The 22,369-nt window shown below is 44.6% G+C and carries 22 protein-coding genes; 2 read left to right on the forward strand and 20 right to left on the reverse strand.

Annotation, left to right across the window (positions count from 1 at the left end; translation table 11 throughout):
* The first annotated feature begins 38 nt into the window (after positions 1-38).
* Both EUBREC_RS14060 and EUBREC_RS14065 read left to right on the forward strand, forming a co-directional pair.
* Positions 39-464, forward strand: a complete 426-nt coding sequence (locus EUBREC_RS14060; RefSeq protein WP_012743890.1) for an RNA polymerase sigma factor — start codon at positions 39-41, stop codon at positions 462-464.
* On the forward strand, positions 457-1,470 hold the full coding sequence (locus EUBREC_RS14065) for a zf-HC2 domain-containing protein (protein WP_012743891.1): 1,014 nt from the start codon (positions 457-459) through the stop codon (positions 1,468-1,470). The genes EUBREC_RS14060 and EUBREC_RS14065 overlap by 8 nt, the downstream gene beginning before the upstream one ends.
* Positions 1,471-1,564: 94 nt before the next feature.
* Here EUBREC_RS14065 and gdhA read toward each other — a convergent pair whose 3' ends face one another.
* The 20 genes from gdhA to yedF all read right to left on the reverse strand — a co-directional run bounded on the left by gdhA (position 1,565) and on the right by yedF (position 22,288).
* Positions 1,565-2,923 (reverse strand): NADP-specific glutamate dehydrogenase, encoded by a 1,359-nt coding sequence (gdhA, locus tag EUBREC_RS14070; RefSeq protein WP_012743892.1) that lies wholly within the window; start codon positions 2,921-2,923, stop codon positions 1,565-1,567.
* Between the two features lie 109 nt (positions 2,924-3,032).
* A complete protein-coding gene (locus tag EUBREC_RS14075; protein WP_012743893.1) occupies positions 3,033-3,527 on the reverse strand; it encodes a MarR family winged helix-turn-helix transcriptional regulator in 495 nt (164 codons plus the stop codon).
* A gap of 12 nt (positions 3,528-3,539) precedes the next feature.
* A complete protein-coding gene (locus EUBREC_RS14080; protein ID WP_012743894.1) occupies positions 3,540-4,508 on the reverse strand; it encodes a beta-ketoacyl-ACP synthase III in 969 nt (322 codons plus the stop codon).
* 18 nt (positions 4,509-4,526) lie between these two features.
* Positions 4,527-6,296, reverse strand: coding sequence for an acetyl-CoA carboxylase carboxyltransferase subunit alpha (locus EUBREC_RS14085; protein WP_012743895.1), 1,770 nt, complete (start codon positions 6,294-6,296; stop codon positions 4,527-4,529).
* 14 nt (positions 6,297-6,310) lie between these two features.
* A complete protein-coding gene (gene fabZ, locus EUBREC_RS14090; RefSeq protein WP_041254688.1) occupies positions 6,311-6,739 on the reverse strand; it encodes a 3-hydroxyacyl-ACP dehydratase FabZ in 429 nt (142 codons plus the stop codon).
* A 511-nt stretch (positions 6,740-7,250) separates the two neighbouring features.
* On the reverse strand, positions 7,251-8,483 hold the full coding sequence (fabF, locus tag EUBREC_RS14095; RefSeq protein ID WP_012743898.1) for a beta-ketoacyl-ACP synthase II: 1,233 nt from the start codon (positions 8,481-8,483) through the stop codon (positions 7,251-7,253).
* Positions 8,480-9,220, reverse strand: coding sequence for a 3-oxoacyl-[acyl-carrier-protein] reductase (gene fabG / locus EUBREC_RS14100; RefSeq protein WP_012743899.1), 741 nt, complete (start codon positions 9,218-9,220; stop codon positions 8,480-8,482). The genes fabF and fabG overlap by 4 nt, the downstream gene beginning before the upstream one ends.
* Positions 9,207-10,133: an ACP S-malonyltransferase gene (fabD, locus tag EUBREC_RS14105; RefSeq protein ID WP_012743900.1), complete on the reverse strand. Its 927-nt coding sequence runs from the start codon at positions 10,131-10,133 to the stop codon at positions 9,207-9,209. Before fabD ends, fabG begins: the two co-directional genes overlap by 14 nt.
* Before the next feature lie 93 nt (positions 10,134-10,226).
* Positions 10,227-11,135, reverse strand: a complete 909-nt coding sequence (fabK, locus tag EUBREC_RS14110; RefSeq protein ID WP_012743901.1) for an enoyl-[acyl-carrier-protein] reductase FabK — start codon at positions 11,133-11,135, stop codon at positions 10,227-10,229.
* A gap of 5 nt (positions 11,136-11,140) precedes the next feature.
* Positions 11,141-11,374 carry an acyl carrier protein gene (acpP, locus tag EUBREC_RS14115; RefSeq protein WP_012743902.1) on the reverse strand — a complete coding sequence of 78 codons (234 nt, stop codon included), beginning with the start codon at positions 11,372-11,374 and terminating at the stop codon, positions 11,141-11,143.
* A 495-nt stretch (positions 11,375-11,869) separates the two neighbouring features.
* Positions 11,870-13,177, reverse strand: coding sequence for an ATP-binding protein (locus EUBREC_RS14120; RefSeq protein ID WP_012743903.1), 1,308 nt, complete (start codon positions 13,175-13,177; stop codon positions 11,870-11,872).
* A 220-nt stretch (positions 13,178-13,397) separates the two neighbouring features.
* A complete protein-coding gene (locus EUBREC_RS17815) occupies positions 13,398-13,652 on the reverse strand; it encodes an energy-coupled thiamine transporter ThiT (RefSeq protein WP_158555589.1) in 255 nt (84 codons plus the stop codon).
* Positions 13,609-16,032 (reverse strand): transglycosylase domain-containing protein, encoded by a 2,424-nt coding sequence (locus tag EUBREC_RS14130; RefSeq protein ID WP_012743905.1) that lies wholly within the window; start codon positions 16,030-16,032, stop codon positions 13,609-13,611. Before EUBREC_RS14130 ends, EUBREC_RS17815 begins: the two co-directional genes overlap by 44 nt.
* Before the next feature lie 253 nt (positions 16,033-16,285).
* A complete protein-coding gene (locus tag EUBREC_RS14135) occupies positions 16,286-16,831 on the reverse strand; it encodes a stage V sporulation T C-terminal domain-containing protein (RefSeq protein WP_041254267.1) in 546 nt (181 codons plus the stop codon).
* A gap of 118 nt (positions 16,832-16,949) precedes the next feature.
* Positions 16,950-17,588: a nucleotidyltransferase family protein gene (locus EUBREC_RS14140; protein ID WP_012743907.1), complete on the reverse strand. Its 639-nt coding sequence runs from the start codon at positions 17,586-17,588 to the stop codon at positions 16,950-16,952.
* A complete protein-coding gene (locus tag EUBREC_RS14145; protein WP_012743908.1) occupies positions 17,585-19,960 on the reverse strand; it encodes a xanthine dehydrogenase family protein molybdopterin-binding subunit in 2,376 nt (791 codons plus the stop codon). Before EUBREC_RS14145 ends, EUBREC_RS14140 begins: the two co-directional genes overlap by 4 nt.
* On the reverse strand, positions 19,941-20,474 hold the full coding sequence (locus tag EUBREC_RS14150) for a (2Fe-2S)-binding protein (protein WP_012743909.1): 534 nt from the start codon (positions 20,472-20,474) through the stop codon (positions 19,941-19,943). The genes EUBREC_RS14145 and EUBREC_RS14150 overlap by 20 nt, the downstream gene beginning before the upstream one ends.
* A gap of 20 nt (positions 20,475-20,494) precedes the next feature.
* The gene (locus EUBREC_RS14155) at positions 20,495-21,355 is read right to left on the reverse strand and encodes an FAD binding domain-containing protein (protein WP_012743910.1); all 861 of its coding nucleotides are present in this window, start codon (positions 21,353-21,355) and stop codon (positions 20,495-20,497) included.
* A 39-nt stretch (positions 21,356-21,394) separates the two neighbouring features.
* On the reverse strand, positions 21,395-21,649 hold the full coding sequence (locus tag EUBREC_RS14160; RefSeq protein WP_012743911.1) for a putative Se/S carrier protein: 255 nt from the start codon (positions 21,647-21,649) through the stop codon (positions 21,395-21,397).
* 21 nt (positions 21,650-21,670) lie between these two features.
* Positions 21,671-22,288, reverse strand: a complete 618-nt coding sequence (gene yedF / locus EUBREC_RS14165; RefSeq protein WP_012743912.1) for a sulfurtransferase-like selenium metabolism protein YedF — start codon at positions 22,286-22,288, stop codon at positions 21,671-21,673.
* Positions 22,289-22,369: the final 81 nt, after the last annotated feature.

The following is a 22,369-nucleotide window of genomic DNA, read 5'->3' on the forward strand; positions in this document are numbered from 1 at the left end:
TGTACAATTCCTATTACTTGCAAGTATACTCATATGTAATGACAATTGTAAAAAATCAACATCAGGCTGAGGAAATTACCCAGAATACTTTTTATAAGGCCATGACCGCAAAGAAGGCATATGCCGGCAAATCAAGCGAACAGACCTGGCTTTGCAGCATAGCAAGAAATCTGGCAATGGACGAATGCCGAAAAAGCACAAAATTTACAGAGCTTGACGAAGAGCAGCTCGAACAACCCGATAATATGGTAAAAAGCCTGGAAAATAAAGATACCGCTCTTCAGATTCATCTTATACTGCACGAGCTTGATGAGCCCTACAAGGAGGTCTTTCAGCTTAGAATATTTGGTGAATTGCCATTCTCCCAAATAGGCATGATATTTGGAAAAACAGAGAACTGGGCACGGGTAACTTACCATAGAGCCAGACTGAAAATCAAAGAAAGGATGGATAGAAATGAATAATCCAATTACACAATCAACCGATGAAACCTGCAATATAGTTCAGGATTTACTCCCACTATACTATGACGATGTATGCAGTCCCTCAAGCAAAAGGCTTGTTGAAAAACACCTTAAGACTTGTGAAAAATGTCAAAATACATACAATGAGCTAAAAAACGATTCTATTGATTCAATGATAAAAAAAGAGGCCGACAGTGTATTAAAGCAGCATGAAAAAAAGGAAAAAACTGCTGCCTACAAGACCGGAGTCATAATAGCCGGACTACTGCTTATCCCAATACTCATCACTTTCATAGTGTGCCTGTCAAATGGCGATGGTTTAAATACCTTTGCGGTGGTAACAGCATCTATGCTTCTTGTGGCTGCAATGACAGTTGTTCCACTTATGGCACAGCAGAAAAAACTTACCAAATGCATAATCTGCGGTGTTTTTGCTCTGCTTTTGATATTCTTTTTTGTTGACAGAATGTATAGTTCAAATGAATTTATGCTTTGGTCTGTTCCAACTATATTTGGATTATCAATTGTTCTTTTTCCGTTTGTCATCCGAGGAATTGAGCTTCCACCTGCTTTATCAGACAAAAAAGCTCTTATCACTATGCTGTGGGATACCTTATGGCTTTTCCTCACAATCATTGAGGTATGTGGTCATACAAACGATGTTGCCGGAATGAAGGCCGGCTGTATTATAGCATTTGTCTTTGTACTTGCAGCCTGGCTCATATTTTTCGATGCACGATATTTAAACGCAAACGGATTTATAAAATCCGCAATTATAGTTTTGATAGCTTCGGTTTGGACAGCTTTTGCCGATGACATATGCGAGTTTTTAATTTTGGGCACCAGACAAATTACTATAAAGTCCGTGAATTTTTCTGACTGGACTTCCAATATCTGCGTGAATGCCAATGTTTACGCTATTGTGCTTGTGTCCGGTGTTATTATCGCCTCTATACTTTTTGTAGCAGGCGGTATTAAAGCATTTGCTAATAAAAAAATAAATTAGTTTTCTCTTTGAAATATTATTACAAAACCCCTCCCACAGACTTCTATCTGTGGGAGGGGTTTTTATAGTCATTATTCAATAAGTGCCTACAAGATTAGCAAACACCCTGAGCAAGCATAGCGTCAACTACTTTCTCAAAGCCTGCGATATTTGCACCTGCAACATAGTCAGTCTTTCCACCAACTGTTGCATTGTATCTCTTAGCAGCATCACTAATGTTAGCGTAGATTGTCTCCATGATACCCTTGAGCTTTCCGTCAACCTCTTCGAATGTCCATGAAAGTCTCTCAGAGTTCTGGCTCATCTCAAGTGCTGATGTAGCAACACCACCTGCATTGGCAGCTTTACCACCTACGAAGAGTACTCCGTTCTCCTGAAGATATTTTGTAGCCTCAAGAGTTGTAGGCATGTTAGCACCCTCTGTTACAGATGTAACACCGTTAGCAACGAGCATCTTGGCATCCTCAATGTCTAACTCATTCTGAGTCGCACATGGAAGAGCAAGATCTACCTTGTACTGCCATACACCGTGCTCACCGTTCTGCTTTGCATGATACTCAGCAGTTGACTTAGCAGCTGCATACTCAGTAAGACGGGCACGCTTAACTTCCTTAACTTCCTTAAGAAGAGCAACATCAATTCCGTTTGGATCATAAATCCATCCGGTAGAATCAGAACATGTTACAACCTTGACACCGAGCTGCTGTGCCTTCTCGATTGCGTAGATAGCAACGTTACCAGATCCGGAAACTGCTGCTGTCTTTCCCTCAAGGCTCATACCATGATCTTTCCATAATGCGTTAGTAAGATATAACAGACCATATCCGGTAGCCTGTGTACGTGCAAGAGATCCACCATAGGTAAGACCCTTACCAGTCAGCACACCTTCGTATGATCCACGAATTCTCTTATACTGTCCAAATAAGAAGCCAATCTCTCTTGCACCTGTTCCGATATCTCCGGCCGGTACATCAACGTCTGCTCCGATATATTTGCAAAGTTCTGTCATGAAGCTCTGGCAGAATGCCATGATCTCTCTGTCAGATTTACCCTTAGGATCGAAATCAGAACCACCTTTACCACCACCGATTGGAAGTGTTGTAAGAGAATTCTTAAATACCTGCTCGAAACCTAAGAACTTGATAATACCCAGGTTTACAGAAGGATGAAGTCTTAAACCTCCCTTGTATGGTCCAATGGAATTATTGAACTGTACACGGAAACCTCTGTTTACCTGTACCTGACCATTGTCATCTACCCATGGTACTCTGAACATGATCTGACGATCCGGCTCTGTGATTCTCTCAAGAATCGCATTCTTTCTGTATAATTCCTCATTTGCATCGATCACAGGTCTTAAAGAATCAAGAACCTCTGTTACTGCCTGTAAGAACTCAGGCTGATCTGCGTTTTTCTTCTTTACTACTTCGAGTACTTCATCAACATAGCTCATTTTTATATCTCCTTTACAAAATTATTTTTCACATCAACAAGTTTATTTTATATAAATCTATTGCTATAATCAAGTAATTTTTGAAAGTTTTATATAAAAAAAATTCATTTTATTTATTATCTTCATTTATATTATCCCAGTTTTGGTACTGATTCTCCTCATCATCGGAATATACCACCTTGAAATAATCCGAGAGTTTTGCAAGTGAAGTTATAAGAACTTTCATTTCGTCATCCGAAAGACCGTCCTTTATATGCTCTATCATATGACGGTGAAACTGCTCATGATGATAGTATGCACTCTTTCCCTTGCCAGTGAGTGAGAGCTTTACCACACGCTTATCCTCCTCACTGCGGATACGGTTCACGTATCCCTTGCGGGTGAGACCATCTATTGCCTTTGTCAGTGTGCCCAGAGTGATAGACATAAGCTTGGCTACGGTGCCGGAGCGCTTTGGCTCATCGACTCCTATTGCCTCTATTATATGCATATCGTTGATAGAAATATCAGAAAATTCGTCTGTTATCAGACATCTGCCCTCTATCTCTGTCAAATCCTTGAACAGACACACCAATAATTCATTTAAAGTTTCATCTGCCGTCATAAATACCTCTTTCTATTGCCACTCTATGGCGCAGGCTCCCCATGTAAGTCCTGCTCCAAAGCCTGATAAAATTATTTTTTCCTCATGCTTTATCATACCATCTTTGCGGACTTTATCAAGCAAAATCGGCACACTTGCCGCAGAAATATTTCCACAATGCTGTAAATTGGTCGGGAATTTGTCCATAGGCTGCTTAAGCCTCTTGGCAACCGACTCAATAATACGTATATTGGCCTGATGCAACACATAGACATCCACATCATCTACGCTCCAGCCGATTTCATCAAGCAGCTCATTTATAGCCTTTGGCACTGTCTTTACCGCAAACTTGTATACAGCAGGACCGTCCATAGTGACATAGCCACCGAGTGCAGACTGCTTTCCATTGTCGGTAAACGGATTGACTACAGGACGGTTGTCTCCGTCAAGCGCCTCACCGCCTTTTCCGTCCGAGCCCTGTACAAAGCCCTTAAAAGCATCGCCCTCGTCTGTCACAACGGCTGCTCCTGCTCCGTCTCCGAAAAGTACACAGGTGCTTCTGTCATTCCAGTCCATTATTTTTGAAAGAACCTCTGCTCCCACTACGACTGCCTTGTGAAACCTGCCGGTCTTAAAATATGCATCCGCTGTGGCAAGCCCGAATAAAAAGCCTGAGCATGCGGCATTTATGTCAAATGCCACTGCACTGCCTGCACCTATCTCAGCCTGAATCTGACATGCGAGCGATGGAACGATTTTGTCTGTGGATACGCTTGCCGCTATTATCAAGTCTATCTCACTTCCGTCAATCCCCGCATCCTGCAGCGCACTTTTTACTGCATCACAGGCAAGTGAGGTGGTTGTCTCAGTCGTTGCAATGTGTCTGTTTCTTATTCCTGTACGCGAGCTGATCCACTCGTCAGATGTGTCCATTATGGCTGCCAGGTCATCGTTTGAGACCACTCTCTGTGGCAGGCAGCTTCCTGTTCCAACTATCTTCATAGAATTTCCTTTCCGGGACTAGAACTTGCGGAAACGCTTGTATCTTTCCTCCAAGAGCTGGTCCTTTGTCAATTTGCTTTCTTTTTCCAAGAATTTCTTCATGTTGCCCTTCATGTAGTTTCCGATTGATGAAAGGGCATCCTCGTCGGCTCCGCCAAACTCAGGTATTATATCATCCACGACATCAAGCTCCTTTAAGTCGTGTGCTGTAATCTTCATTACCTCTGCGGCTTCCTTTGCACGCTTTCCGTCCTTCCAGAGGATAGATGCAAAGCCTTCTGGCGAAAGGATTGAGTATGTGGCATTTTCCATCATCCACACTTCATTTCCTACAGAAAGAGCTAAAGCTCCGCCGCTTCCGCCTTCTCCTATCATGAGACAAAGGATTGGCACCTTGATGCCGCTCATCTCATAAAGGTTTCTTGCGATTGCCTCACCCTGTCCGTTTTCCTCTGCTTCCATTCCCGGATAAGCTCCTGATGTATTGACAAAGGTTATGATCGGACGGTTGAATTTCTCTGCCTGCTTCATGAGGCGCAGTGCCTTGCGGTAGCCCTCCGGTGATGGCATACCATAGTTTCTCTTTGCGCAGTCCTCAAGGTCTTTTCCCTTGTGGACACCGATAACTGTAACCGGCTGGCCGTCTAAATATGCGATTCCGCCTACGATAGCCGGGTCATCGCGGAAATATCTGTCTCCGTGCAGCTCCATAAACTCATCAAAGATATAGTCCATATAGTCAACCGATGCAAGTCTCTTAATCTGTCTTGCGGCGCTGACCTTGTCCCATACCTTAAATGGCTTAGCCTTTGCCTCGCGCTCCTTCATAAGCTCTGTCGGCTCGTAATTGTCGTCTGAGTGAAGCGGGTCAAAATTGGCATAGCCTGTGGTAGGTCTGTGAGCACGTAAAATCTTGTAAAGAGTCTTCTTTAAATCCTCACGCTCAACTATCATATCTACAAAGCCGTGCTCAAGCTGGAACTCTGCCCTCTGGAAGCCCTCAGGCAGCTTCTGTCCGATGGTCTGCTCGATAACACGAGGACCCGCAAAGCCGATAAGTGCCTTTGGCTCTGCAAGAATGATGTCTCCAAGCATTGCAAAGCTGGCTGTCACACCACCTGTTGTAGGATCTGTGAGTACAGGCACATATAAAAGTCCTGCCTCTGAATGACGTTTTGCTGCGGCTGAGGTCTTTGCCATCTGCATCAGCGAAATGATACCCTCCTGCATTCTGGCACCGCCTGAACAGCAGAATAATATAACAGGAAGTCTTTCCTCTGTGGCACGCTCAAATGCGCTTGTGATTTTCTCACCAACCACATGGCCCATGCTTCCCATCATAAATCTTGAATCAATTACACCAAGCACTGTCTCCTCGCCGTAAATCTTTGTCTTACCGATGACAATACCCTCAGAAAGTCCTGTTTTCTCCTGAGTCTTTGCAATTTTCTCCTCATACTCAGGGAAATTGAGAGGATTTCCTGTTGTAAGCTCTGTAAACCATGGCTCAAATGCTTCCTTGTCGGAAACCATTCTGATTCTGTTTTTAGCACGCACACGGAAATAATAATTACACTCATAGCAGACGTATTTGTGCTGTTTTACAACTGATTTGAGCACAGTCTTGCCACACTTGGGACAAACGATTGTCTCAGGGGCATCCTCTTTTGTTTCCTGTGCTACACCGGCATTTTTGCCATCTGCGGCTGTTTTTTCGCTCTCAGCGTTCTTTGCTAAAGTCTCTTCAGCCTCTATATTTTTATCTTTCTTCTTGAATAACTTCATCATGTCTCCTTATGCAATTAACCTATTGCAAATGTAAGCTCCGCCATACAGGCAACCTTGCCATTTACCCTGGCAACAGCCTTGCCCACACCGATAGGACCCTTAACCTTTATAATCTCAGTGGTCAACTCCAGAGTATCTCCCGGAACCACCTTCTGCTTGAACTTGGCATTATTGATGCCTGCAAAATATGCAGTCTTGCCCTTCCACTCATCCTGACAAAGAATGGCAACTGCACCTGTCTGCGCCAAAGCCTCAATAATAAGCACTCCCGGCATCACCGGATTTCCCGGAAAATGTCCCATAAAATGTGGCTCATTCATAGTCACATTCTTCTTAGCCACACACTTCACGCCCGGCTGCAGCTCCTCAACCGTATCAATGAGAAGAAACGGACTGCGGTGCGGCAGAATATCCATAATCTGCTGCGTATTCATAATTGACATATACATCTATCCTTTCTCAATTCGCTCTAAACTATCTACACGCTTCGCGCTCAACAAAGTGGACCGGAAAGCGCACAGTGTGTTCTGAATGAAAAATATGAACTGTCACGGCGTTCCATCCGCTCCAATAGCATGAAGCACTAGCACCATACCACAGCCTGCCCGTGCAAAATTCCGTGACTGACTTCATATTTTTCACGAGGAATATACTGTGTGCTCCACCGGACCTCACAACCTGAATGCGCGAAGCCCCTAAAAAGCAGTAGCAATTTATCTACATGCTTCGCGCTCCGCAAAGTGGAGCCGGGAAGCACACAGTGTGTTCTGAATAAAAAATATGAACTGTCACGGCGTTCCATCCACTCCAATAGCATGAGGCACTAACACCATATCACAGCCTGTCCGTGCAAAATGCCGTGACTGACTTCATATTTTTTATGAGGAATATACTGTGTGCTCCACCGGACCTCACAGCCTGAATGCGCGAAGCCCCTTAAAAAGCAGAAGCTATTTATTTATACGCCTTGAGCAGAATACTTGCATTATGTCCACCGAATCCCAGTGAATTGCTAAGTGCATACTCAACAGGCTCCTCATAGCTGTTCTTGCAGTAATTGAGGTCAATCTCCTCATCAGGAGTCTCATAGCCAACAGTCTTATGTATAAATCCATCCTGAATTTCCTTCACACATGTTATAAACTCAACAGCTCCCGCTGCTCCGAGCAGATGTCCTATCATAGACTTTGTTGAATTGATTTTAAGATTTGCAGCCTCATCACCGAACGCAAGCTTGATCGCTCTTGTCTCAAAGAGATCATTGTGATGTGTGCCTGTTCCGTGAGCATTGATGTATTTTACATCTGCCGGTGTGACACCTGCATCGCTCATGGCATTGGTCATGGCTCTTGCTGCGCCTGCGCCATCCTCCTGCGGAGATGTGATGTGGTATGCATCAGATGAGCAGCCGTATCCGACTACCTCTGCATAAATCTTTGCACCTCTTGCCTTTGCATGCTCAAGCTCTTCAAGGATAACAACTCCTGCGCCCTCACCCATTACAAAGCCGCTTCTGTTTTTGTCAAACGGAAGTGAACACTTTGTCGGATCATCTACTGTAGAAAGCGCTGTAAGTGCTGTAAATCCTGCGATTCCGATAGGACATACACTGCCCTCTGTACCACCGGCTACCATCACGTCAGCCTCACCGTACTGGATGCTTCTGTATGCCTCACCGATTGTGTTTGTTCCTGTAGCGCAGGCTGTTACATCATTGATACTCTTTCCCTTGAGACCGAACTGGATAGAAACATTTCCTGCTGCCATGTTACAGATCATAAGCGGAACAAGCAGAGGATTGACTCTGTTTGGTCCCTTTTCATAAAGCTTTTGTGTCTCGCGCTCCATAGCCTGAAGACTTCCGATACCTGAACCGATGGCACATCCAACCATGTATGGATCTTCCTTTTCGATATCAAGTCCGCTGTCATCAATTGCCTGCTTTGCAGCAGCTACAGCGTACTGTGAGAATGGTTCCATTCTCTTTGCAGCCTTTCTGTCCATAAAATCCTGTGGGTTAAAGTCCTTAAGCTCTGCTGCAATGTGACATTTATAATCTGTTGTGTCAAATTTTGTGATGTGGTCAAATCCGATTTTTCCGGCCTTTACCGATGTCCAGAAATCGTCCACATTATTTCCGATTGGTGTTACTGCTCCAAGTCCTGTTACAACTACTCTTCTACTCATATTGCCATTCCTCCGTCAACAGACAGCACCTGGCCTGTGATGTAGCCTGCTGCATCTGATGCTAAAAATAATACTGCGTTTGCGATATCCTTTGTGTTTCCCGGTCTGCCAAGCGGAATCTGTGATAAAAGATTCTCCTTTGCCGCATCGGCAAGCACATCTGTCATCTCGGTCTCTACAAAGCCCGGTGCCACTGCGTTTGCTGTGATTCCACGGCTGGCAAGCTCTCTGGCTACAGCCTTTGTGAGTCCTATAACTCCTGCCTTGCTGGCGCTGTAGTTGGCCTGTCCTGCATTTCCGAGTATTCCGGAAACTGATGAAATATTGATAATTCTTCCTGATTTCTGCTTCAAGAAATAGCGTGACATATGACGGATTGTGTTGAACGCACCCTTAAGGTTTGTGTCGAGCACTGCGTCATAGTCTGCCTCGCTCATCTTCATGATGAGACCGTCTCTTGTGATTCCTGCGTTGTTTACGAGGATATCTATGTGCTTGTACTCCTTGATGAGCGCTGTTATCATATTCTGGCACTCGTCAAAATCAGATACATTGCACTGATAAGAAACTGCATCACCGCCTGCTGCCTTTATCTCTGCAACAACGGCATCCGCCTTTTCCTTTGAACCATTATAATTTACTATTACAAAGGCGTGTGCTGCGGCAAGTGTAAGAGCTATCTGTCTTCCAATTCCGCGGCTTGCGCCTGTAACCAGGGCATTTTTACCTGTTAACATACTTTTCAAAATCCTCCAGTTTGTCTATGTTTACGACTTTTACGTCTCTATTTATCTTTCTCATAAATCCGCTGAGTGAGCGTCCCGGTCCGATTTCCACGAACTCATCTGCACCGTCTGCGATAAGACGCTCGATGGTCTGCTGCCAGCGCACTGACGATGAAACCTGCTGTGTCAGATAATCCTTGACGTCTGCCGGTGACTTCACATAGTCTGCTGTGACGTTTGTGATATATGGCACCTTGATATCGTGGATTTCTACACTCTCAAGTGCATCTGCGAGCTTTTCTCCTGCACCCTTAAGCATTGCTGAGTGGAAAGGTCCGCTGACCTTGAGCGGTACGCATCTCTTGGCGCCTGCCTCGCTGCATGCTGCTGCGGCGGCATCTACTGCTACCTTTTCTCCCGTGATAACAATCTGCCCAGGGCAGTTATAGTTGGCTACCGATACAACTGAATTTGTCTCATCTGCTGTCTTTTTGCATATATCCTCAATGACCTGCGGATCAAGTCCTAAAACCGCTGTCATGGCTCCACCTGTAGGAACTGCCTCCTGCATGTAGATTCCTCTTTTTCTGACAACTGCAAATGCATCTGCCATAGTCATGGCTCCTGATGCGATGAGAGCACCATATTCCCCAAGGCTTAATCCAGCTGTGACATCAGGTGTGATACCTTTGTCAATGATTGCCTGATATATAGCTGCCTCAACTGCAAGCATACATATCTGTGTGTACTCTGTAATATTCAGCTTGTCATTTTCCTCAAAGCATAATGCCGGAATATCCAAGCCTGTCTGTTCACTGGCAAGGTCGATTACTGCCTTTGCATTTGGCATTGTATCGTAAAACTCCTTACCCATTCCTATATACTGTGAGCCCTGTCCGGGAAACATAAATACTCTCTTACCCATTTTCGGTTTCTCCTTATTTCTGACAGGATACCGTAAGCCACTCTTTCCAGGCGGCCCGGTATCCTTAAATTTGCATGTAAAAGTGAATACTGTCTATTTGTTCAGTCCCACTACATCCTCAATGATTTCTTTGCAGGTTTCCTCTTTCTTTACGAGGCCTGCGCTCTGACCTGCCATGACGCTGCCATATACGGTATCTCCGTCCACAACGGCTTTTCTGAGTGCGCCAAGTGTCATTTTTTCGAGCTCTTCAAATGGAGCTCCTTCCTTTTCCAGCTTGAGATATTGTCTGGTCATCTTGTTTCTGAGCACTCTGATCGGATGGCCTGTGCTCATTCCTGTAACCTCGGAATCTATATCCTTGGCCTTAATGACCTTCTGCTTATAGTTTTCATGTACTATCGATTCTTTTGCGGTGACAAAGCGTGTACCCATCTGGACTGCCTCTGCCCCGAGTGCAAATGCTGCATTGAAGCCTCTGTTGTCTGCAATTCCGCCTGCTGCGATAACAGGGATGCTCACTGCATCAACAACCTGTGGCACAAGTGTCATGGTAGTCTGTGCTCCGATATGTCCGCCTGACTCCATTCCCTCGGCGATTACCGCACTTGCCCCGCCTCTCTCCATGAGCTTTGCGAGTGCTACGCTTGCAACTACAGGGATTACGATGACGCCTGCTTCTTTCCACATATCCATGTACTTTGCAGGGTTTCCTGCGCCGGTGGTGACTACCTTTACCTTTTCCTCGGCGATGATTTTTGCTATCTCATCGGCCTCCGGATTCATAAGCATGAGGTTGACTCCGAACGGCTTATCTGTCTCCTTCTTTGCAGCGACTATCTGCTCCTTTACCCATGAAGCCGGGGCTCCGCCTGCTCCGATGATGCCAAGTCCGCCTGCATTGGACACAGCGCTGGCAAGCTCATGGGTTGCTACCCATGCCATGCCACCCTGAATGACCGGATATTTGATTCCAAGAAGCTTTGTTATTCTTGTTTCCATGTCTTTTAAGCCTCTACACCTTTGTTCTTAAGATACTCAATGATGTCGTTAACTGTTGCGATTTTCTCTAAATCCTCTGAAGGGATTTCTACTCCGTACTCCTCCTCGAGTGCCATTACAAGCTCGAAAAGATCTAATGAATCTGCCTCAAGATCCTCCTTGAAGTTTGACTCTAATTTGATATCATCCTCGTCGATTCCTAACTGATCTGCTACGATTTCCTTGATTTTCTCCAACATATTTCTGTTCTCCTTTTTCTGTGTTTATTTTCGGTTTTGTGCGCTGGTATATTTGCACTAGTTTGCACGTCAAATATTTTCATCATCAAATCATTTGACAGTGAAAGTATATCACATTTAAAATAGTTGTCAAGTCAAAGTATTTTTATTTTTCATTTTTTATATGGTACGGGAGCAGGCGGGCAGAAAATTACCCATCCAAAACGTCTCCTACCAGCAGCCAAGAGGCTGTAAGAATTGTAAGTCAGGTTTTCTATGCCTGACGCAGCCGGCTTTTACGCGCCGTCCTTGGCGCGGTAACGCCTCGCCCGTGCTTCCATGCACGTGCGCTACTGTGTACCTATTACAATTCCAACAGCCTCTAAGCAGCTTCGTACAAACTCATTGGATGGGCAATTTTCTGCCCGCCTGCTCCCTTACACTGTGACAATAATATACACTAAAAAACAGACTGTAATTATGAGTGGTCAGCTCAATTTTACAGTCTGCTCTATATTAATCTCTCAAACACCCAACCGGCACAACCCGAACTCCTGACTCCGTGGTATATGCCATGGTTGCATTTGCGCAAATCACAATCAGTGCCGATGGTTCTTTATATACATCACGTGGATGTTTTTCTTTTTCCAATGCTTTCTCATTATATTTTAAGATAATATCCTTGAATCGCAGCAAGGATTTTTCCGCTTCCGGAATCTTGTTCACTCCGGTTTTTATTTCAATAAGCGCATAACGGCCGTCCTCCAACTGATAGACTGCATCTGCTTCTACGCCCATATCATCTGTATAATGCATCACTCTGGCATTGTGCTTTTCAGCAAATACAAGTAAATCTCTAAGCACCATATTTTCAAATACATGCCCAAATAGATCCAAATCGTTGATAAAATAGTCCGGATTAACACCAAGCGCAGCCAATCCTATAGAGGGATCAACAAATATATGCTTTTTGGCAGCTCTGATAGCTGTTTTCGAACGCAAATGCGGTGTCCAGGCATCTATATCCTTTACAACATACAATAGCTCCAGAGCATCTATATATGAAGAAAGCGTTACATCTGTAACATTCTGTGTGGCTTTTACATCTGAAAATATATTCTTGCGTTTTGCTGTAGTAGCCATATTTCTGGCATACGACCAAAGCAGTGTCCTTGCCCATTCCGGATTTCTGTTTACTCCATCAATGGCTGATATGTCCTTCTGATAAATCTGCCTATAATAATCCTTAGCTATTTCAAGCTTTGCACTGTCCTTTGAAAGTGCCATGCATCTCGGCCATCCACCTCTACAGACCGCAAAAAACAAATCCTCAAGCTTTATATCTGTGGTAAGTCCATCAATATCATATGCTTCATCTTCTAATAATTTAAACAACGATATGCTTCCGTTTGATTCTCCTGTCTCAAACAAAGTCATAGGGTACATCGTAACCTCTGTTATTCGTCCTGTACCTGTATGGGGTGTATTAATCTTCTTACTTGATGAGCCTGTCAGATAAAACTCTCCTACACTCTCCGGATTGTCATCGCACGCTTTTCTTATTGTTCCCCATATCTTTGGGGCATCCTGCCACTCGTCAAACAGTATTGGCTTAGGATTCTTTAAAAAGAGCTTAGGTGCAGTTTCTGCTACTGCAAGATACCCCTCTCTCTTGTCTTCATCCTGAAATTCAATAACAGTTTTACATCGTTCTCTTGCTGTTCTTGTCTTTCCACATCCTTTTGGTCCTGTGATGCTCACTGCATTAAATGCCTCTGTTTTTCTATCTATCACATCATCAACAATTCTGCTTATATATTCCATAAATATCTGCTCCCTTCATGGTTATTATACCATTTAATTCACAGATTATACAAGGTTATTTTATGTTTTTCGAGTGTTTTGTTTTATATTTTTCTAATGTTTTATTTTATATTTTTCGAGTGTTTTATTTTACTTTTTTCGAATACTAAAAAGAGCAGGACAAGTATTTCTACCTATTCTGCTCTTTTTTACATATTTTAATTATTTAAATATAGATTATCTACCGGCTGTTCGCCATCTGCTTCACATAGTCGAGCGCCTTCTTAACCGGTGGGATTGATATCACTATGATTGTGATAATTTCCTCTACTGCAAGGTATGAGCCGTTGTAGGTCACTGAATATATGAGCGCATCTATCGTCTTGTTTCCTATCGTGACAGATGCGTATGCTGCAAAGAACACAACTCCCGACAGCACTGCAAAGAAAAATCTACTGGGCTGCTTCGCCTCCGGTGGTACCACCGGTAGCTCCACCTGTGCCTCCGGTTGAACCGCTGCCTCCGGCTCCACCTGCACCTCCGGTTGAACCACTGCCTCCAGCTCCACCTGCACCTCCGGTTGAACCACTGTCTCCGGCTCCACCTGTGTCTCCGGCTGAACCACTGTCTCCAGCTCCACCTGTGCCTCCGGCTGAACCACTGTCTCCGGCTCCACCTGATGGATTTTCTGATGGTGTAGTAGGTGTTTTTTCATGATTTCCACCAGCAGCATCTGTCTTATTCGTGTCTGTTGTTGTCTTATCCGGTGTGGTGGTTCCTGCATCAGGTGCGGTCACTGTCTGATCTGTAGGATTATTCTGCGTCTGGTCATCGGCAGGTGTATCCTGTGTCTCCTGGCTGTCCTGATAATCATCCGATATTTGGGCATATGGCAGGAAATCTATTGGTGTAAGGTCAGCATGTATCTGATCCATGTAGTTCTTCCATATTTCTGCCGGGTAAGAGCTTCCTGTCAGTTTTTTGACTGTCTCAGGCATATCGCAGCCTACCCATACACATGTGGTGTAGTATCTGGTAAAGCCACAGAACCAGCCATCCTTCTTATCGTTTGTGGTTCCGGTTTTGCCGGCGCAAGGCATGCCATTGTCCAGATTAGCGCTACGTCCGGTTCCTGATTTCATAACATCTGTCATGACATCTGTCATCATACGTGATGCTGTCTCTGTATATATGACGGTATCCTTCTGCGATGATGTATATATGATATTGTTGTCAGAATCTACAATCGACTTAATACATGTCGGATTCCTGTACATTCCATCGTTCTCAAGTGTTGAATATGCAGATGCCATCTCCAGTGTGGATACACCTGTTGTAAAACCTCCAAGTGCTGTTGCTGTGACATAGTCATCCTTTACAATATTGGTAAAATTCATATCCTTGAGATACTGTAAGCCTACCTTTGGCGTGAGCTCATCATATAGCTGCCATGCTACAGTATTCAGTGATTTTTGAACGGCAAACCTGATAGTCACATCACCGTAATATGAATCACCCGAGTTAGACGGTCCTCCATCAAACTTGTGGTCATTTACGATGGTATCCGGTGTCTTACCACGCTCAAATGATGGTGTATACACAATGAGCGGCTTGATTGAGCTTCCCGGCTGACGATGGCTTTGGAAAGCACGGTTTAGCGTATGACTGACCGCATCCTGGCTTCGTCCACCAACTATTGCAACCACCTCGCCTGTGTCGTTGTCTATACAGGTTGCAGCACTCTGCAGCTTAAATGTGCCATCATCGGTCGTGTCTGTAAAGTCCAAAAGCGTAAGGTCAATTGAATCCTGAAGCTGCTGCTGCATAGTCAGATCAATTGATGTATAAATCTTGTAACCGTCTGAGTAGAGCTTTTTCTGACAATATGAATACATCTCATCATATGAAGCATCATACTCCTTTTCTTCATCGTCTGAGTCAAAGTAATACTTGAACTTGAAGCCCTCATTCTCCATGAGCGCCCTCGTAGCGCAGTAATATGCATAGGTATCCACATAATTGTACTTGACCGTGTCATCCTTCTCAGGCATATTGAGGGTTATCTCCTCGTTTATAGCGGCCTCATATTCCTGCTGTGTGATTTTGCCATCTTCCCTTAGATTTTTCAATATGAGATTGCGACGTGTCAATGTATGATCCTTGTTGTTTATCGGGTCATAGTATGTCGGGCTGTTCGGAATCGCACACAAAAAGGCAGTCTGCGACAAATCAAGATCCGAAAGCTCACAGTTAAAATAGCCATGGCACGCTGCCTGAATACCATAATATCCGTTCATGAAATAGACATTATTCAGGTAGAACTCCATAATATCGTTCTTTGAATATTTCCTTTCAAGCTCCATCGCTATGAACATTTCCTTGACTTTTCGCTGCCAGTTCTTGTTCGTATCCAGATAAATATTTCGGGCGAGCTGCATCGTGATGGTACTGCCACCCTGGGTAATTCTCTTGTTCTTTATGATGGACTTTGCGGCACGCACTATTGCCTTTAGGTCCACACCATTGTGCTTGTAGAACTTCTTGTCCTCGATACTGACCATGCAGTTTACGAAGTTCTGCGGTATATCCTCATACTTCACATAGTCAGCCTTTTTGGTAGTGGCCGTCTCTGATATCTCATCACCGTTTGTATCGTAGAGTGTACTCGTGCGCGCCGGTAAAAATGTGTTTTTGTCAGATTTCTGCACGAGCTCTACTGCCTCTGAGTGAAGCTTCGCCACCTTGTCTGCATAGCCTCCAAAGTAATAAAAGCATAATCCACCAAGTATCAGTACCATCAGAAAAATCTGAAGCTTTATGAAAAACCAGAAAACGCGATGCTGCTTTTTCTTCTTTTTCTTTTTCTGTTTTGCCATTTCTAAACGTTACCTCCAAACTATCGGTATACCATTGTATATCGGCATACTTTATAGATAATTGACAACTATATCCAATATGTACTGTCTATTATACTACAATGCCTCTACATCAGATAATTAATAATTGCTTAATTTTCTATTATACCTTTATAGCACAAAAGGAAGCTAATTGCTCCCTTTATCAAGCTATTTTACATCTTTATTACTGTTGTAGTCAAGTAAATAGTTTTTACATTGCTTTTTGCTATCTCTAGCCAAGCTGGTCAGCCAGAAATTCTGCTGCTGCACCCGCCAGCTTTTCGGCAATCTCAGACTTATCGGCTTTTTCATCGTAAACACACAGTATAACGGCTCCCGCGCTATCACCATCATGCACTATTACTGCTATTGCCTGCGCTTCACAGTCAGCTTTATCGTCCTTTACCACAGGTATCAGGGTATCGTCTTTTTTACTGTACAATGCACTTTTTCTCTTATCCATAATATTCTCGAGTTCTTTTGACAAAGCCTTGCCTATATAATTTTTGTGGTTTTTGCCGGCTGCTGCTATTATCTCATCCCTATCCGCCACACATACCATGGCTCCTGTTACCTTTGACAGGCTCTGTGCATATGCCTGTGATATATTCTTCAGGCTTCCAACCTGCGAATACTTCTTTAGCACTATCGTCTCGTCCGCATCCATATATATTTCCAGTGGGCTTCCCTCTTTTATATGCAGCATCCTGCGAAGCTCCTTTGGTATAACTATTCTGCCGAGGGAATCTACTCTTCTGGTCAATCCTGTGATTTTCACTTTATTGTCCTCCGGTTACTTTTTTGCATTTGCATTCATGCTTTGGAGGTAGTATATGGGAATTTGAATAAAATATACATTCGATATGCACTGATACAGTGCTCTTTCATAATAGCTTTTATAATGTCACGGTATGTTTTGAATTTGATAAGGTATCTATATCCGTCAGCTCACGCTCATCTGCGATATCCACATATACACAGTCATACTTCTTTGCCACACTTCTGCCACCCTTATCACCCTCCAGTGATAAAAGCTGCGGGATAAGCGATGAATGAAATACACACGGATTACCTACGGTATCTCCACAGCGAAGTGAAAAAACTGATTTCATATTTCCTTTATTTTCAAGCACTTTATCTATTAATTTAATCACGCTTTGACTTTTTAAATATGGCTGGTCAGCTACTGCAAACATGTAGTAGTCCTGCATACCAGTCTTTTTCTGCTCCTGCACCGCCATAATTCCTGCTTTTATGGTGTAGGATATGCCTTTTTCGCTGTCCGGACTTAAGACTGCATGGCAATCCGGGATACATGCGCAGTAGTCCAGTATTTCCCGATAACGTGTAACAACGGTTATATCTATGACCGGGTTATTCGATTCTGCATTTTTTAATTTATTATATCTATCTTTAATTTCTATCAAACGTTCAAGCAGATGCCTGTACATAGGTTTTCCATTCAGCTCATAAAACAGCTTGTTACTTCCAAAACGGCGGCTGTTTCCAGCCGCCATGTATATGATATGAATCATTTCACTCTTAGGTCCTTTTCGTGCCAGTTTGGGTCTGCCATTCCCATAAGTATTTTCTCCGGGGTAAACGGAACTGTCCTGTGCCATACGCCTGTTGCGCGATAAATGGCATGTGCCAGCGCAGGAGCCGGTGTATTGATAACTATCTCGCCGATTGACTTGACTCCAAATGGGCCTGAAGGCTCATAGCTTGTCTCAAATTCGACGTTGATATGTCCCACATCCTGTCGTGTCGGTATCTTGTACTGCATGAAATCATTTTCTGCGATTTTACCACCGGCATTGTAGGTGACATTCTCATAAAGTGCCATGCCGATTCCCTGACCTATGCCACCCTCTGTCTGCACACGTGCAAGGTTTGGATTGACCGGAATTCCGCAGTCCACGACAGCCTGATAATCAAGTATTTTAACTGCTCCGGTCTCCTTATCAAGCTCTATCTCGACCATGCCTACCATGTATGGTGGCGGTGAAACAGGTGATGAATATGTGGCGGTGACATCTACAGGTATCGTGTTGTTGACCTGTGCTTTTGTTGCTATATCGGAAAGACTTACGGAAACTGCCACATTGTCTGCACCGTCCGGATTTATGATATACACCTCTTTACCGTCGAAATCCACCTCTGATGCAGCACAGCCCAGCAGCTGTGCACCGATTTTCTTTATATTTTCACGAAGCTCAAGTGCTGCATTCTGTGTGGCCATTCCTGTGATGTAGGTGGTTGATGAGGCATATGAACCCGAGTCATAAGGAGAAGCATCTGTATCCGCTCCAAACACTGTTATATCATCCGGCTCGCAGTCAAGTACCTCAGCCGCCATCTGCGCAAGTATTGTATCACAGCCTGTTCCCATGTCTGCCGCACCTATCATCATATTGTAGGTGCCACAGTCTGAAAGCTTTAAGGTACACGAGCCGACATCTACATTGGATATGCAGGAGCCCTGCATTGCAAGCGCCATGCCTGCCGCACGAACCTTGCCATTTCCCATATCGCGGACAGGATACTTTTCTGCCCAGTGGAAATTGTCCGCGCAGTGCATTATACATCTGTCAAGTGCACATGCATTGGCTGTCTCGCCAAAATATGCCGGCATAAACATGCCCTCACGTACAATATTTTTCAAACGAAGCTCAACCGGGTCTATATGCAGCTTTTCTGCAAGCTCATTGACGGTTGATTCAAGTGCAAATATACCCTGTGTGGCTCCATAGCCTCTGTATGCTCCTGCCGCCTGCACGTTTGTATACACAACATCGCACGAAAATCTGGTTGCCTCGCAGCCTCCTGTATAAAGAGGAAGCGATTTATGACCGGAGAGTCCTACTGTTGTAGTGCTATGCTCTCCGTATGCTCCACCATTTGACAGCGTATAAAGATCTATCGCCCTTATATGACCATCTTTCATCGCTCCAAGACGCACGGTAACTTCCATCTCATGACGCGGTGACGCGATAGTCTGACACTCTTTTCTGCTGTAGATTATCTTGCTTGGACGCTTTGTCTTCCAGGTAACAAATGCCGGATACACCTCACAGACCGCTGTCTGCTTGGCACCGAAACCGCCTCCGATACGCGGCTTTTCAGCGCGCACCATAGACTTTGGAATATCAAGTGCATTTGCCAGTATTCGGCGCAGGTGGAAAACTATCTGTGTCGAGCTGATACAGTGAAGTCTGCCGTATCTGTCTATCTCACAGTATGCCCTGCAGGTCTCCATATATGCCTGCTGCGCTGCCTTTATGCGATATGTGTGCTCAATAATCTCATCGCACTCTGACAGAATTTTCTCCACATTTCCATGCTCATCCTCTTCGTGGTGAATGAGATTGCGCTTTACATCGCCTGTATCTATGCTGGATGACCAGTCATCCTCAGGATGCACGAGCACCTTGTTATCCAGCGACTTTCTGAAGTCAAGCACCGGCTCAAGCACCGTGTACTTTACTTTTATCATGTTAAGAGCCTTGTCCACCGCCTTTTCAGATTCTCCGACTACTATAGCGACGGCGTCACCTACGCTTCTCACATGGCGGTCAAGGATTAATCTGTCATATGGTGACGGCTCCGGAAATGTCTGGCCTGCGATAGAAAAACGCTTTTTCGGAACATCCTCCCAGGTGTATACTGCGACCATGCCCGGCACCTTAAGAGCGATATCTGTCTTTACATCCTCGACAATTGCATTTGCATATGGGCTTCTAAGAAGCTTTATGACAAGCGCATCACGCGGTGTGATGTCATCGGTAAATACCGGCTTTCCGAGTAAAAGCTGGCTCGAGTCCTTTTTAGGTATACATTTTCCAACCGCGTGGTAATCCCTTCTGGCGCGGTTGAAGCTGTTTTCATTAGTTTGATTTGTGCTCATCCTGCCACTCCTTTCCGATATCCTCTCCATAGACGCCTGCCTCAAGATTAAGAGGTGCGCCCTCTTTCTTACTGTTTAAGAAATTTCTGATTGAGCGGAGCTGACTCTGATATCCTGTACAACGGCACAGATTTCCTGAAAGATATTCAAGAATTTCCTCATCAGTCGGGTCAGGATTTTCTCTCAGAAGCGCCACAATATTTACAATATAACCCGGATTACAAAAGCCGCACTGATCCGCTCCCTGTGCAGCAAAAAATCCTGTAAACTGCTTAGCTTCCTCCTCAAGTCCCTCGAGGGTGTCCACCGCTCTGCCGTCTGCCCTGCCTATCGGCGTGCTGCATGACAGCACAGGCTTTCCATCCAGAAGCACTGTACAAAGACCACAGTTGCCTGACTCACAGCCTCTCTTCACCGAAAAGCAATTGTGCTTACGGCAAAAGTCTAAAAGGACCATATCCTGGTCTACCGAGTCGGTTATTAACTTTCCATTTAATTTTATTTTAACATCCATATATATGAATTCCTTCCTACTTAATGCTCGTGCTTAATATCATCGCAGATGTCAAGCGACTGTGTAACAGCGCGGCGTGTAAGCACCCTGCAGATTATCTCTCTGTACTCAGCCCCTGCCCTTATATTGCTTCCAAAACGGATATGCTCTGCAACATATTCGGCAAATTTATCTATTTTGGCATTGGTTTCGGAGTTATCTGTCAAGGCTGCATTACCATCTGTCTTTGCATCTGCTATGCCATCGAGTATGCCATCCTCATCCCACACAGGCTCTGCCATATATGGTGATGCTCCGATAACCGCCACATACCTGCCGCTTCTGTTTGCCACTGCACATGTGAGCACCGGAAAGTCTGTTGACTGGTTTCTCTGGCTTAAGTATACTACGCCCTTTGCATTTTTCGGTACTATTACTGACACAAGCACATCGCGCGTGGTTCTTGGAAGTGCCGCAAACTCATCCAAATCCATAATTCCCGCCTTGTGAAGCTGCACCTTTGCTCCCAGTGCCCTGAAAATCGTCATGACATCTGAAAATCCGAATCTGCCCCAGATGCTTCCTCCGACAGTTGCCACATTTCTAAATTGCACTCCGACAATGTGTCTGACCGACTCTGCGATTGCGCCGTGTGTATATGCATTCAGTGCTTCATGTGTCTCTATCTGCCTGAGTGTTGCATATGCACCGATTCTAAACTCGTTCTCATCCTCATCAATTTGGTCAAGTCCGAGATCGCACAGGTCAATTGCCGTGCCAAGCGTCTTATTTTTCATTTTGAGCCAGAGCATGCCGCCCAGCACAAAATTCGGTTTTTTCTGATAAAGCTCATAAGCTTCATCAAGGCTTTGCGCCCTCACATACTGATTGTAATAAAACATATTTTTCTCCTGTTATCCTGCTATATAGGTAACTATCAGTTACCTCATTTCGATTTCATACATCGCTTCCCACCTGATGTCATGCTCCTTCATAAAGGCTATGAGGCACTCCCTGTCAGAAAGCTCTGCTCTCCATGCCAGCCCGCAGCCCGCCGATATGACAGACGGAAGAGGAATCGTGCGTCCCGGAATACCACATGCCTTGCCCTTGATATCAAGCTTCAACGGTGCTGTGTTAGTCTCGAAGGTGATGATTAGCCGTTTTTTCTTTTCTCTTGCCAAATTTTTATCCATTACCTCACACCTTGTATAACTCTACGGACTTACAATAAGAGATGCCCCAGCCATCTTTTCTGCGATATCATACATGTTGGTCACCTCTCCGACTGCAAGCTTATCTGACAGCTCATAGTAGTTCAGGCATGTTCCGCAGGTAAAAATTTTCACCCCACGGCTCTTAAGCTCCTTTAAATCCTCAAGTGACTCTGAGCCCTCACAGGTCAGCTTCGCTCCTCCATTATAGAAAAGCATGGTTTCAGGCGGGTTGTCCTGCTGCGAAAGCGCATAGATGAAGCCCTTTATAAGTACCTTGCCAAGCTCCTCGCTGCCCTCTCCCATATATGAAGAGCGGATTACAACAACCCTGTTATCTGCGGCCGGCCTGCATGCATACTGTGAAGCCTCGTCTGTATCCGAAAGCTCATCGGCATTTACAGCTTCAATTGTCAGCTTTACGCTGTAGCTTCCGTCGTCGAGCTTACTGCTATCACAGCTATAGCCCTTCTGTGCAGCCATCTTTTTTAAATTTTCCACTGCAACTTCATTGTCCACAAGTGTCTCAACCGTATCCGGCTGTGTGAGAGCCTCTATCGCTTTCTTTGTCTTTACTACCGGGATTGGACATGTATCCCCTATTGCATTTACTGTTATCATATTTATAATCCTCCCTATGTTATTTCAACTCGTCAGCCCTCAAAAGCCGGGCATGCAGCCTGTCAGCAAATTTGCATAAGC

This window comes from Agathobacter rectalis ATCC 33656 (genome assembly GCF_000020605.1).
Lineage (GTDB): Bacteria > Bacillota > Clostridia > Lachnospirales > Lachnospiraceae > Roseburia > Roseburia rectalis.